This window comes from Pseudomonas wenzhouensis (assembly GCF_021029445.1).
Lineage (GTDB): Bacteria > Pseudomonadota > Gammaproteobacteria > Pseudomonadales > Pseudomonadaceae > Aquipseudomonas > Aquipseudomonas wenzhouensis.
The window spans coordinates 1,034,278-1,048,022 of sequence record NZ_CP072610.1 but is presented as its reverse complement, the minus strand read 5'-3'; the positions used below and the strand labels follow the sequence as shown (position 1 = coordinate 1,048,022).

11 protein-coding genes are annotated in these 13,745 nt (G+C 62.8%); 7 read left to right on the top strand and 4 right to left on the bottom strand.

Features of this window, described 5'->3' with window-relative positions; translation table 11 throughout:
- Positions 1 to 27: 27 nt before the first annotated feature.
- Positions 28 to 1,113 (top strand): IS110 family RNA-guided transposase, encoded by a 1,086-nt coding sequence (locus J7655_RS04730; protein ID WP_230926792.1) that lies wholly within the window; start codon positions 28 to 30, stop codon positions 1,111 to 1,113.
- Between the two features lie 542 nt (positions 1,114 to 1,655).
- Here the strand turns inward: J7655_RS04730 and moaE are convergent.
- The 4 genes from moaE to J7655_RS04710 all read right to left on the bottom strand — a co-directional run bounded on the left by moaE (position 1,656) and on the right by J7655_RS04710 (position 4,615).
- A complete protein-coding gene (moaE, locus tag J7655_RS04725; RefSeq protein WP_230926791.1) occupies positions 1,656 to 2,111 on the bottom strand; it encodes a molybdopterin synthase catalytic subunit MoaE in 456 nt (151 codons plus the stop codon).
- A 128-nt stretch (positions 2,112 to 2,239) separates the two neighbouring features.
- A complete protein-coding gene (locus J7655_RS04720) occupies positions 2,240 to 2,482 on the bottom strand; it encodes a MoaD/ThiS family protein (RefSeq protein WP_230926790.1) in 243 nt (80 codons plus the stop codon).
- Positions 2,479 to 2,955, bottom strand: a complete 477-nt coding sequence (moaC, locus tag J7655_RS04715; protein WP_003459465.1) for a cyclic pyranopterin monophosphate synthase MoaC — start codon at positions 2,953 to 2,955, stop codon at positions 2,479 to 2,481. Before moaC ends, J7655_RS04720 begins: the two co-directional genes overlap by 4 nt.
- 268 nt (positions 2,956 to 3,223) lie before the next feature.
- Complete coding sequence (locus tag J7655_RS04710; protein ID WP_230926789.1) at positions 3,224 to 4,615, bottom strand: PhoH family protein; 1,392 nt, start codon at positions 4,613 to 4,615, stop codon at positions 3,224 to 3,226.
- Between the two features lie 482 nt (positions 4,616 to 5,097).
- Between J7655_RS04710 and yaaA the strand changes: the two genes are divergently transcribed.
- From yaaA to J7655_RS04680, 6 genes are all read left to right on the top strand, one after another.
- Positions 5,098 to 5,877, top strand: coding sequence for a peroxide stress protein YaaA (gene yaaA / locus J7655_RS04705; protein ID WP_230926788.1), 780 nt, complete (start codon positions 5,098 to 5,100; stop codon positions 5,875 to 5,877).
- A gap of 718 nt (positions 5,878 to 6,595) precedes the next feature.
- Complete coding sequence (gene algD, locus J7655_RS04700; RefSeq protein ID WP_161865049.1) at positions 6,596 to 7,906, top strand: GDP-mannose 6-dehydrogenase; 1,311 nt, start codon at positions 6,596 to 6,598, stop codon at positions 7,904 to 7,906.
- A 50-nt stretch (positions 7,907 to 7,956) separates the two neighbouring features.
- Positions 7,957 to 9,438: a mannuronan synthase gene (gene alg8 / locus J7655_RS04695; protein ID WP_230926787.1), complete on the top strand. Its 1,482-nt coding sequence runs from the start codon at positions 7,957 to 7,959 to the stop codon at positions 9,436 to 9,438.
- 26 nt (positions 9,439 to 9,464) lie between these two features.
- A complete protein-coding gene (locus J7655_RS04690; protein ID WP_230926786.1) occupies positions 9,465 to 10,628 on the top strand; it encodes an alginate biosynthesis protein Alg44 in 1,164 nt (387 codons plus the stop codon).
- Positions 10,629 to 10,905: 277 nt separating this feature from the next.
- Positions 10,906 to 12,282, top strand: coding sequence for an alginate biosynthesis TPR repeat lipoprotein AlgK (gene algK / locus J7655_RS04685; protein WP_275948853.1), 1,377 nt, complete (start codon positions 10,906 to 10,908; stop codon positions 12,280 to 12,282).
- A 14-nt stretch (positions 12,283 to 12,296) separates the two neighbouring features.
- Complete coding sequence (locus tag J7655_RS04680) at positions 12,297 to 13,736, top strand: alginate export family protein (RefSeq protein WP_230927669.1); 1,440 nt, start codon at positions 12,297 to 12,299, stop codon at positions 13,734 to 13,736.
- Positions 13,737 to 13,745 lie beyond the last annotated feature (9 nt).

Below are 13,745 nucleotides of genomic sequence, written 5' to 3'. Positions count from 1 at the left end.
GAAGCCAACGGCAGCGAGGGCGAGTCCATGAAAAAGCATACAGCAACTAATCAATCCCAGGCCTTAAACGATCTATCGGCCTGCACGACAGTGGCAGTCGATCTTGCCAAGCGGGTCTTTCAGGTGGCGGGAGAAGACGTTCTTGGTCAGGTGCGTTACGAGGCGCGGATCAAGTCGCGTGAGGCGTTCTACGAGTTTCTGTGCAAGTTGCCGCCGAGTGTCGTCGTGCTGGTTGAAACTGGCCCAGGTGCTCAGGCGTGGGCACGGCAGCTACAGGGGCAAGGCAACCTGGCGCGGATTCTTCCGGCTCGTCTCGTCGAGGGTCACCGCAGCGGTGCGAAGAATGATCGTAACGATGCCCTGTCGATCTTGCGCGCCGGTCGCGATAGCAAGATTTCAGCCGTGCCCATCAAAAGCGCTGCCTCGCTGGCCATGCAGGCGCTGCATCGCGCTCGGCAGGGTTATGTGCGTCGGCGTACGGCGATGAGTAATCAGATGCGCGGTTTGCTGCTGGAGCACGGCGTGGCTCTGGCGCAAGGCGATGCGGCTATCAGCCACGTGATACCGAGGGTGCTGGAAGATGCAACGCAGCCACTGCCGGAGATACTGCGGGAGTTGATCGACGAATTGCTGGGTGAATGGCGGCAATTGGGCGAACGCATCAACGTCTTGAGCGGGCGCTTGGAAGCTGCTGCGAACGCGGACAAGACCGCGAAACGACTGATGACGGTGCGCGGAGTCGGCCCGATCATCGCCACCGCGCTGCTGGCCAAGCAAACCGAACCTGAACGTTTCGCCAATGCCCGCTTATATGCGGCTTACTTCGGCATGGTGCCTGATCAGCACAGCAGCGGAGAAAAGATCCGCCTGGGCAAGATGAGCAAGCGAGGCGATGGCTACATGCGCAGCCTGATGATCCAGGGCGCGCATGCGGTCCTCCGACAACTACGGCCTGATTCGCAGCAACCGGATGATCGCCGCTTGCTGGGCTGGCTGAGTCGCCTGGGGCGCAAAGAGGCGGCGGTGAGGTTAGCCAACCGCAACCTACGGATCGCCTGGGTGCTGCTACAGAATGAACAGACTTATCAACGCCAGCCAGTTAATGACAGGTAGGCGGAAATGAGTCACTGATCCACCGAGTTCTGCCACCGGGGCGCGAAGTCGCTCCAACCTCTGCTAGAAAACATTGACCCCAGGTAAGACCGTTGCGGATTGATGCCTTGGCTCCTACTGGCCTTCGAGGTCTGAATGTAATAGGCATACCGCAAGCTCACACAATGTTGGCCAGAAGCTGATGACAGCTTCCTCGAATAGGCCTGATACATAGATGCAGCCGGGTAGCAGTGTTGAAAAGCAGGTTTGACAGTGGGGGCGAGTCCATACATAGGAGCCAGCTTATTGGCGATCCGCTTGAAGCATCGCTGGCAAGCCAGCTCCTACGCGTGATGTGGCTTTCGCGGCAACTAAAGCCGGCAACGCAGAATACCGGCCTTCAAGCAGTGCGCCGCGTAACCCACCAAACGGTTGATGGCGCCACGCCGAGGCGGCTTTAGCATCGTAGGGTGCGCCATGCGCACCGAACGGTATCGAAGAGTGCGCGGTGTGCGGTTATCCACCGTACGAGGAATTACGAAAACCGGTATGCGCGGCACTCCCTACGGGCGCTGCCAACGCTCGGCGGCGCTCTGGTCGCTGCTGCGGCCCTCGACCCAGCGCGGGCCTTCGGCGGTGTCTTCCTTCTTCCAGAACGGCGCGCGGGTCTTCAGGTAATCCATGATGAAGTTGCAGGCATCGAACGCGGCCTGCCGGTGGGCGCTACTGGTGCCGACGAAGACGATGGGCTCGCCCGGCTCCAGGCGGCCAATGCGGTGGATGATCTCGATGCCCAGCAGCGGCCAGCGCTCACGCGCCTCTTCGGCGATCCTGGCCAGAGCCTTTTCGGTCATGCCGGGGAAGTGTTCGAGGAACATGCCGCCGACTTCGCGGCCCTCATTGAAGTCGCGCACGTAGCCGACGAAGGTGACCACAGCGCCGATACCGAGGTTGGCAGCATGCAGGGCGTTGAGCTCGGCGCCGGGGTCGAAGGGTTGGCTTTGTACGCGGATGGTCATGGGCGTCTCGTTTGATGGGGCTGTGGTCAAGGACGATCAGCGGGTGATTGGTGGGCTGAAGCGGAGCGCCGCCCGGCCCACCCTACAGGGTTGAAGCGGAACGCCGCACGGCCGCTCCTACACCTGTATCAACCGCCGGTGACGGTGGGGAAGAAAGCGACTTCATCGCCTTCGGCCAGTGATTCGTCGAGGCTGCACAGTTCCTGGTTACGGGCGCACATCAGGTTCTGCTCGCCCAGCACTTCCCACTCGCCGCCACGGGCAACCAGATGCAGGCGCAAATCGTCGAGGGTGGCGAAGTCGCCGCTCAGTTGTTCATCGTCACGGCCCAGGGCTTCGCGGTAGCGGGCGAAATACTGCACGCGGATCATGCCTGTTCCTCCAGCTTGTAATGGCCACTCTTGCCGCCGAGCTTTTCCAGCAGACGCACCTGCTCGATGACCATGCCGCGATCCACGGCCTTGCACATGTCATAAATAGTCAGCGCGGCGACGCTGGCAGCGGTCAGTGCCTCCATCTCGACACCGGTTTGCCCGGACAGTTTGCAGCGCGCGGTGATATGCACGCTGTCGTCGCCTTCGGCGCGCAGCTCGACCTTGACGCCGGTGAGCATCAGCGGGTGGCACAGGGGGATCAGATCGCTGGTTTTCTTCGCGGCCTGGATACCGGCAATGCGCGCCACGGCAAATACGTCGCCCTTGGGATGCTCGCCGGCGACGATCATCTGCAGGGTGGCGGGCAGCATGCGCACGCGCGCTTCGGCGGTGGCTTCACGGAAGGTGGTCGCCTTGTCGGTGACGTCGACCATGTGCGCGCGGCCTTGGGAATCGAGGTGGGTCAGCACGGGAAAGCTCCAGACGGGAATCGGCCGATTGTAAACCTGCAGGTCAGGATTTCGTAGCCCGGATGAAATCCGGGGCCACGGCGACAAAAATCCCGGACTTCATCCGGGCTGCGGGCTGCATGGATGCAGGAGGTAGAGCGACGCAGGATGCCAAAGCCGAGGGTTATGGCAGGCCCCGTTCGGAGAGACGAGAACTAGCGGGCTCTCGACATTTTCAGCCCTCTCCCCCTGCCCCTCTCCCGCAAGCGGGAGAGGGGAGCCAGGTAGGCTACATATGGGTTTCCGCGTACTCCGCGAGGATCGAGCGCGGGACGCCTTGCAGGGTAATGTGCACGCCGTGCGGGAAGTCCTTGAAGCGTTCGGTGAGGTAGGTCAGGCCCGAGCTGGGCGCCGACAGGTAGGGCGTATCGATCTGCGCCAGGTTGCCCAGGCACACCACTTTCGAGCCGCTGCCGGCACGGGTGATGATGGTTTTCATCTGGTGCGGGGTGAGGTTCTGACACTCGTCGATGAGGATCAGGCTCTGCTGGAAGCTGCGCCCGCGGATGTAGTTGAGGGATTTGAACTGCAGGGGCACCTTCTGCAGGATGTAGTCGACACTGCCGTGAGTGCTCTCGTCCTCCATATGCAGCGCTTCGAGGTTGTCGGTAATGGCGCCGAGCCAGGGCTCCATCTTCTCGGCTTCGGTGCCGGGCAGAAAGCCGATTTCCTGATCCAGCCCCTGCACGCTACGGGTGGCGATAATGCGCCGGTAGCGCTTGCTGACCATGGTCTGCTCGATGGCGGCTGCCAACGCCAGGATGGTCTTGCCGGAGCCGGCAGCGCCGGAGAGGTTGACCAGGTGAATGTCCGGGTCGAGCAAGGCGAACAACGCCAGTGCCTGGTGGATATCGCGCGGTTTCAGGCCCCAGGCTTCCTGGTGCAGCAGTGGTTCCTGGTGCATGTCGAGGATCACCAGTTCATCGCCCTTGACCGCCTTGATCCAGCCGACGAAGCCCTGTTCATCGAGGATGAACTCGTTGATATGCACCGCCGGCAGGTTTTCGCTGAGCTGTACCCGATGCCAGGTGCGGCCATGATCCTGCCGGGTGTCGACCTTGCTCACCCGATCCCAGAACGAGCCGGGCATGTCGTGATAGCCCTTGGACAGCAGCGACACATCGTCGACCAACTGATCGGTGTGGTAGTCCTCGGCGTCGATGCCACAGGCGCGCGCCTTCAGGCGCATGTTGATGTCCTTGGTCACCAGCACCACGGACAGGCCGGGGTTACGCGACTTCAGTTCCACCAACTGATTGATGATCTTGTTGTCATTGAGGGTTTCCGGCAGCCAGGTGACCGGCGCCGCACTTTTGCTCATGAGGATGGAAAGACGCCCGCAGGGGCCACTCTTGCCGCGCTGGATGGGCACGCCGTATTCGACGTCCTCAGGTTCGGCGCCAGCGAGAATCTGATCGATCAGGCGGATGGCCTGGCGGCATTCGGCAGCGACGCCATGCTTGCCAGATTTCAGTTTGTCGAGTTCCTCCAACACCGTCATCGGGATGGCGACGTGGTGTTCTTCGAAGTTGAGCAAGGCGTTGGGATCGTGAATCAGAACATTGGTGTCGAGGGCGTAGAGGGTTGGAGCGGTGGGCTTGGAGCGTCCGTGGTCATCCATACTCGGTCACCTTCTTGTAGTAGCCAGGCGACGCAATACCAGAGCGGTGCTGCGCCGGACAGAGACCGCCGATTTTTCAGATCGGGGCCGAAAGGTGGCAAGCAAGGTGAGGGCCAATGGCCGCCACCTGTCTGCAGGTTTCGGCGGTCTTGCTTTTTTATTACTCCAATTCACATGACAGAAAAACGTTTTTTCTCGGCATGCAGGTTTATTTGCACGGGCGACAGATAACGCTTGGCGTGCCGCTGGCGCCCCGTTACAGTCGGAAGTCCTACCTGCTTCAACCCGCTTGGCTTACCCGCCCCCTCTTGCAGCACGACGCGCCAATCAGGTGCAGGCGACGCTCCGCCTGTGCTCAATTGCCCGCGAGCGCTTCGCGAGCAGAGCTCGTGCCTACCATGCGTTGCTCAATCGCCCCGATAGGTAGTCTTGCCGATCCCTGGCCTCTAGAATCGCCGTCACGCTTTCTGGAGACCTTGCACATGCTGATGGTGATTTCACCGGCCAAGACCCTCGACTACGAGACCCCGCCCGCCACCCCGCGCTTCACCCAACCCGAACACCTCGACCACGCCCAGGAGCTGATCGAGCAGCTGCGCGACTTCAGCCCGGCGCAGATCGCCGAGCTGATGGGCCTGTCGGACAAGCTCGCCGGCCTCAACGCCGCTCGCTTCGGCAGCTGGGAGCGACCATTCAACCCATCCAACGCCAAGCAGGCACTGCTCGCATTCAAGGGTGACGTCTACACCGGGCTGAATGCCGAGGATTTCTCCGAAGACGATTTCGACTTTGCCCAGGCCCACCTGCGCATGCTGTCGGGCCTGTACGGCGTGCTGCGCCCGCTGGATCTGATGCAGGCGTATCGCCTGGAAATGGGCACCAAGCTGGCCAACGGCCGCGGCAAGGACCTGTACGCCTTCTGGGGTGAGCACATCAGTGGCTGGCTGAACGAGGCACTGGCCGCCCAAGGCGACGACGTACTGCTCAACCTGGCATCCAACGAATACTTCGGCGCGGTCAAGCGCAAGGCGTTGAACGCGCGCATCATCGATACTGAGTTCAAGGACCTGAAGAACGGCCAGTACAAGATCATCAGCTTCTATGCCAAGAAGGCCCGTGGCCTGATGGCGCGCTACGTGATCAAGGAACGCCTGAGCAACCCCGAAGGCCTGAAGGATTTCAACTATCAGGGCTACCGTTACTCGGCCGAGCATTCCAAGTCGGATAGCCTGGTTTTCCTGCGCGACCAACCGCAGGACTGATCGCCAAACCGATCGAACCCATGCACCGCTCATCGGTTACTGCATGGGTTCGACCGCTGCACTGAACGACACCCTACCTCCCCTTTCCGCATCCCACCTGTCGCCTCGCTGCGCGCCGAGCGCTGCGCCTGGCAAAAATTCCCTCGCCGTTGCGTTTGATTCTCAAAAACCTGCTTGGCATCACAGTTTCAGCGCGATCGCACTTCCTGCAGAACTTATTACGTCACTTAGTTATCGGATAGTTTCGCGTTAGTTAACTCGCCGAGTGCCATCATGCATTTTGCAACTTGCCACTATATTGCGATCAAATTAGCCGTTCAGCTCCGGTTCAGCTTCAGGACGAACGGTAGGAACTATCCGAAAGTGCCGCCACTCATACAGCCCGTAACACATTTCAACACATAACTTTCCGTCAACTGAACCTGCCTGATAGCGGATTGACTTCCGCCAGACAGCTTCGCCCAGAGAAAAGTTTGTGTAGTTCAAAGGGAGACCCAAACAACCTGCAAGAGTACCGAAACAGAGGCCTCGCACGAGGTTAAAGCGACAACATCAAAGGGCAACCTTATATATAAAGGCCCGCACTCGGTGCCAATTCAGGCACCACTCTCTACTCATGCCTGAATGAACTTGCTCTTATTTGAAAAGCAAGTTCCCCGACTAGTTTTGGCCAAAAGGCCAGTATTTGAAACTGCATCGAACGGACGAGGTGAATACCATGCGAATCAGTATCTTCGGTTTAGGTTATGTGGGTGCCGTTTGTGCCGGCTGTTTGTCGGCACGGGGTCACGACGTGATTGGCGTGGATATCTCCGCGAACAAGATCGACCTGATCAACAACGGCAAATCGCCCATCGTCGAGCCGGGCCTGGAAGAACTGCTACAACAGGGCCTGCGTCAGGGTCGTCTGCGTGGCACCACCGACGTCGCCGCTGCCGTTCTGGAGAGCGATGTGTCGTTCATCTGCGTCGGCACCCCGAGCAAGAAGAACGGCGACCTGGAGCTGAACTACATCGAAGGCGTGTGCCGCGAGATCGGCATGGCCATGCGCGACAAGAACGAGCGCCACACCGTGGTGGTACGCAGCACCGTGCTGCCGGGAACTGCCAAGAACGTCGTGCTGCCGATTCTCGAAGACTGCTCGGGCAAGAAGGCCGGCGTCGATTTCGGCCTGGCGGTGAACCCCGAGTTCCTGCGTGAAAGCACCGCGATCAAGGACTACGACTTCCCGCCGATGACCGTCATCGGTGAGCTGGACAAGGCCTCCGGCGACCTGCTGGAAAGCATCTACAGCGAGCTGGACGCGCCTATCATCCGCAAGGACATCGAAGTCGCCGAGATGATCAAGTACACCTGCAACGTCTGGCACGCGGCCAAGGTCACCTTCGCCAACGAGATCGGCAACATCGCCAAGGCGGTCGGCGTCGACGGCCGCGAGGTGATGGACGTGGTCTGCCAGGACCACAAGCTGAACCTGTCCAAGTACTACATGAAGCCCGGCTTCGCCTTCGGCGGCTCCTGCCTGCCCAAGGACGTGCGTGCGCTGAACTACCGCGCCAGCAGCCTGGACGTGGAAGCCCCGCTGATCGGCTCGCTGATGCGCAGCAACGCCGCCCAGGTGCAGAAGGCCTTCGACATCATCGCCAGTCATGATTCGCGCAAGGTCGCCCTGCTCGGCCTGAGCTTCAAGGCCGGCACCGATGACCTGCGTGAAAGCCCGCAGGTGGAGCTGGCCGAGATGCTGATCGGCAAGGGCTTCGACCTGAGCATCTACGACCGCAACGTCGAGTATGCCCGCGTCCACGGCGCCAACAAGGACTACATCGAGTCGAAGATCCCGCACGTTTCCTCGCTGCTCAACAGCGACCTGGACGATGTGGTGGCGAAGGCCGACATCATCGTCCTGGGCAACAGCGACGAGCGCTTCGCCCAACTGGCCAAGCAGGCACCGAGTGGCAAACGCGTGATCGACCTGGTCGGTTTCATGCCCCACGCCAGCAATGGCGTGGCCGAAGGCATCTGCTGGTAAGGCCCGAGCGTACCTGCACGCCCAGCGCGTGCAGGTATGCGGAGACGCAAATGGACAAGCTCAAGAACGGCCTCAACCAAGCCAGTGGCTGGATGCTCTATCTCAGCTTGCTGATGCTCCTGGCGCTGGCGCTGCCGCGGTCGGTGTTCGATCCCGACTCGCGACACTTCCTGCTGCTGATCGGCATAGTCGGCATCTGGCGTTATTCCATGGGTGCCATGCACTTCGTGCGTGGCTGCCTGTTCCTTTACCTGGTGTACCCCTGGTACCGCCGCAAGGTTACAAAACTCGGCAAGGACGCCGACCCCTCTCATGTGTTCCTGCTGGTCACCAGCTTTCGCATCGAGGCACTGACCACTGCCATGGTCTACCGCTCGGTGATTCGCGAAGCGATCGACTGCGGCTACCCGACCACGGTGGTGTGCTCGATCGTCGAGCTCTCCGATGAGCTGCTGATCAAGAACCTCTGGACTCAGGCCGAACCGCCGGCGCACGTTACCCTGGACATCGTGCGCATTCCCGGCACCGGCAAACGTGACGGCCTGGCCCACGGTTTCCGCGCCATTTCCCGGCAGATGCCGGACCGCGATGCGGTGGTGGCGGTGATCGACGGCGACACCGTGCTCGAACCTGAAGTGGTCCGTAAATGCGTGCCCTGGTTCAAGCTCTTCCCTAATGTCGGCGGGCTGACCACCAACGAGTTCTGCGAGGTACGCGGCAGCTACCTGATGAGCGAATGGCATAAGCTGCGCTTCGCCCAGCGCCACCTCAACATGTGCTCGATGGCGCTCTCCAAGCGCGTGCTGACCATGACCGGGCGCATGTCGGTGTTCCGCGCCAGCGTGGTGACCGATCCGGAGTTCATCCGCGACGTCGAAGCCGACCACCTCGAGCACTGGCGCCTGGGTCGTTTCCAGTTCCTCACCGGTGACGACAAGTCCAGCTGGTACAGCCTGATGCGCCTGGGCTACGACACCTTCTACGTGCCGGACGCCGCCATCAACACGGTCGAGCACCCGCCGGAGAAGAGCTTCATCAAGGCCAGCCGCAAGCTGATGTTCCGCTGGTATGGCAACAACCTGCGGCAGAATTCGCGCGCCCTGCGCCTGGGCCTGGGTCGCCTCGGCGCCTTCACCACCCTGGTGTTGTTCGACCAGCGCGTGTCGATGTGGACCTGCCTGCTGGGCCTGTGCGTGGCGATCATCGCCAGCCTCAAGTACAGCGTGATGTATCTGCTGATCTACCTGCTGTGGATCGGCACCACGCGGCTGATCCTGACTCTGCTGCTGATGCTCTCCGGGCATCGCATCGGCCCGGCCTACCCGGCGCTGCTCTATTACAACCAGATCGTCGGGGCCATGGTGAAGATCTACGTGTTCTTCCGCCTCGACCAACAGTCCTGGACGCGCCAGAACACCAAGCTCAACCGCGGCCTGTCCAGCTTCGCCAACTGGTTCAACAGCTGGTCGTCGCGTGCCATGACTTTCTCTGCTGCCTCCGTCTTCATCGCCGCGCTGCTGGCGCTGGTATGACCCTACTCGAATAGGAATTAGCCACCATGAACTCCGTCGCCAATCACAACGTCGTCCATGAGTCCGAGGCCCAGCGCCAGCACGCCCGTGTCAAGCTGCCAGGCCGTTTGCGCTTCACCAATGCCAAGGGCGAGCGCATCGATGCGCGCCTGCAGGACATCTCTGCCGGCGGCTTCAGCTTCACCAACGAAAAGACCTCGCACAAGGTCGGGGACTTCCATCGCGGCCAACTGCAGTTCCAGCTCGACAGCCTGGTGCTGGGTCTGGACGTCGAGTTCCAGGTCAACTCGGTACAGCCGGAGCACAACCGCATCGGCTGCCAGTTCCACGGCCTCGGCGCACGCGAAGCTGCCGCCCTGCGCCACCTGATCAGCGCCCACCTGGCCGGTGAGCTGGTCAACGTCGGCGAGGTGCTGCATATCCTGCAGCGCGACAACTTCACCAAGGCGCGCAAGAACGGCGCCGGCGGTGGCATGGGCATGTTCGGCCGCCTGCGCGCCGTCACCTTCAGCGCCGCGATCTTCGTGATCGGTCTGGCCGCCTTCGGTTACATCGGCAAGTCGATCTACGGCCTGTACTTCGTCACCCACGCCCAGTCGGCGCAGATCAGCCTGCCGGCACTGCAGGTCACCATGCCGCGCGAAGGCAGCGTGCAGGCCTTGGTTCAACCCGACAGTATCGTGGAAAAGGGCGCACCGATCGCCACCTTCACCACCAGCATGCTGGAAATGCTCAAGGGCCACCTGGGCGACGATCAGCTCGAACCGAGCCAGATCGAAGCGCTCTTCGCCCGCGAGATGCAGGGCACCCTGACCAGCCCGTGCAACTGCAAGATCGCCCACCAACTGGTGGCCGACGGTCAGTTCGCCAGCAAGGGCGACGTGATCTTCGAACTGGTGCCGCAGGACGGCGTGGCTACCGTCAGTGCCAGCTTCCCCTACCGCCACCTGGAACAGGCACGCCCCGGTACCCCGGTGACCTTCAAGGTGGCCGGCGAAGACCAGGCGCGTCACGGCGAGATCGTCAGCAGCGCCCTGCATGACGGCGGCCTGAGCTCGGACATCCGCGTGGTGATCAAGCCGCAGGACACCCTGCCGGCCAGCCTCGCCGGGCAACCGGTGGACGTGGTCATCGACCGTGGTCCGTCGCTGGGCTGGCTGGTTGATCGCGCCGTCGCGGCAGGTCGATAGGGTCTGTTGACGTTTAATCGCGGCCGCGCCGGAGCCAGTTTTTGCGCGGAGCAAGGCATGAGGAGAGAAGTTTGGTTATTCCAAATGAACGACGAATAACGCAGCGCCGCGCAAAAACTGGCCCGGCCCTTCCGGGTTGCGCGGCAAATGTCGCCAGGCTGCGTTGCGGAGCTTGGCAAGGGGGCGACCATTACCGGCGCTCCACGCCTTGCCTGGCGACATTTGGCGTAGCAACGCGACTCGCGATGAAACATCAACAGACCCTACGGAGGTCGCCGTGAGCATGCCCCTTCTTCGCCCTGCCCTGCTCGGCCTCGCCGTCAGCGCCACGCTGGCCGGCTGCGCCGGCCTGCCGGACCAGCGCCTGGCCCGCGAAGCCCTGCAGAGCGGCGACCAGCAGACCGCCGAGTGGCATTTCCGCCAGCTCGCCGAGATGGGCTACAGCGATGCGCAGATCGGCCTGGCCGATATCTACGCCGCCAATGGCCAGAGCCAGGATCTGGATGAGGCCGAGCGCATCTATCGCCAGGCCATGGATGGATCGCCACGCGCCAAGGCGCGCCTGGGCAAGCTGCTGGCGCGCAAGCCCGGCAGCACCCTGGCCGAACGCCGCGAGGCCGCCGAACTGCTGGAAAGCGCAGCCCAGGCTCGCGAGCCAAGCGCGCTGCTGCCGCTGACCGAACTCTACCTGTTCTATCCACAGGACTTCCCCGCCATGAACATCGCGCAACGTATCCAGGACTGGCGCCAGCAGGGTCTGCCGCAGGCGGAACTGGCACAGATCCTTCTGTATCGCACCGATGGCACCTACGACCAGCACCTGGGCGAGATCGAGCGCATCTGCCAGGCACGCCTGGCCAGCAACGACGCCTGCTACGCCGAGCTGGCCACCGTGTACCAGAAGCAGAACCGCGAAGACGATCGCCAGGCGCTGATCGATCAGCTGCTGGCGGGCTACCGCGCTGGCAGCGTCTCGCCCAACCAGGTCGAGTCCGTGGCCCAGGTACTCAGCGACCCCGAGCTGGGCCAGCCGCAACCGCAGCTCGCTCAGGATCTGCTGGAAACCATCGCGCCGAACTACCCGGCCGCCTGGGTCAGCCTCGCGAGTTTGCTCTACGACTATCCGGGCCAAGGTGATATCGACACCTTGCTCGGCTATCTGGAGAAGGGTCGCGAGGCGGCCCTGCCGCGCGCCGAACTGCTGCTCGGGCGCCTGTACTACGAGGGCAAGCTGCTGCCGCAGCAGCCGAAGAAGGCCGAGGAGCACCTGCGCAAGGCCGCACCCAGCGAGCCCAGCGCCAACTACTACCTGGGGCAGATCTACCTGCGCGGCTACCTCGGCGAGGTCTACGCCCAGCAGGCGCTGGATCATCTGCTCAGCGCCGCACGCGCCGGCCAGCTCAGCGCCGACTTCGCCCTGGCGCAGATGTTCAGCCAGGGCCGCGGGGTCAAGCCCAACCCGGTCAATGCCTATGTATTCAGCCAACTGGCCCTGCCACGCAATACGCCGCCGACCTTCGAGCTGGCGCATGAGGTGGAAGCGAGCCTGACCCCGGCGCAACTGGCCGAAGGCCAACGCCTGCTGCGCGAGGAACGCGATGCCCGCGGCATCGTCCTGCAGCAGCAGGCCGCCCTGCAGGTCACCCAGCCATGAACAAGGATGCACGCATGCAGTTGAACCGTATCGTCACTCAGCTTGGCCTTAGCGCCAGCCTGCTGGCAGCCAGCGCTGCCTGGGCGGCGGATGCACCGAAGAACTTCGGTCTGGATGTGAAAATCACCGCGCAATCGGAAGACGACCGCGACCTCGGCACCCGCAAGGGTGGCGACGTCAACGGTATCGGTCTCGACCTGCGCCCCTGGGTCTACGGCGAGCGCGGCGACTGGGGCGCCTTCGCCATGGGCCAGGCGGTCACTGCCACCGACACCATCGAAACCGACCCGCTGCAGGACGACGGCGAAGACAGCGCCCAGCGCAGCGACGCCCGCCAGCCGGACAAGAGCTACCTGGCCATGCGCGAGTTCTGGGTCGACTACGCCGGCCTCACCGCCTACCCCGGTGAGCACCTGCGAGTCGGCCGTCAGCGCCTGCGCAGCAATGAGGGCACCTGGTGGGACACCAACATCGAAGCGGTCAACTGGCGCTTCGACACCACCCTGCTGCAAGCCACTGCCGGCGTCGCCGAGCGCTTCTCCGAATACCGCACCGACCTCGACGACCTCGCCCCGGAAGACGAAGACCGTCGCCATTACTTCGCCGGTCTCGACTACCAGTGGACGCCCGGCCATCGCATCGGCGCCAAGCTGCACCACAGCCGCGACGACGGCAGCCTGCCGAACGCCGGCGAGCGCGTCGACGAGCTGAGCAAGCGCTACACCGGCGACCTGACCTGGTTCGGCGTGCACGTCGACGGCGGCTTCTTCGAGCGCAACTCGCGCAATCGCCTCAACTACTGGGCACAGATGACCTGGCTCAAGGGCGATACCGACCAGCTGCAGCAGCAGGTGGTCGGCAGCGACCGCATCGCCACCGGCTCGCGCAGCCAGGACGTCGACGCCTGGGCCATGGACCTGGGCCTGCGCTACAGCCTCGACGACAACTGGAAGATCGGCGCCGCCTACGCCCGTGGCAGTGGCGGCGGCAACGACGGCAAGTCGCGCCAGTTCATGCAGACCGGTCTGCAGAGCAACCGTGCCAACTTCACCGGCGTCGAATCGCGCCTGCACCGCTACGGCGAAGCCTTCCGCGGCGAACTGTCGAACCTGCAGGTGGCCAGCGCGTTCAGCTCCTGGCAGCTGGGCCAGGACTACGACGCCAGCGTCGTCTATCACCGCTTCTGGCGTGTCGATGGCGACCAGGACGTCGGCGACAGCGGCATCACCGCGCCGTTGGTGACGGGCGAGAAAGACATCGGCCAGGAAGTCGACCTGGTGCTGACCCGCTACTTCAAGCAGGGCCTGCTGCCGGCCACGGTCGCCGAACAGCTGGATGATCGCTCGGCCCTGGTACGCCTGCGCGCCGGCGTGTTCCTGCCAGGCGACGCCTACGGCAGCGGCACCGACTCGGTGATGCACCGCGCCTTCGTCGACTTCATCTGGCGCTTCTGAGGGATCGGA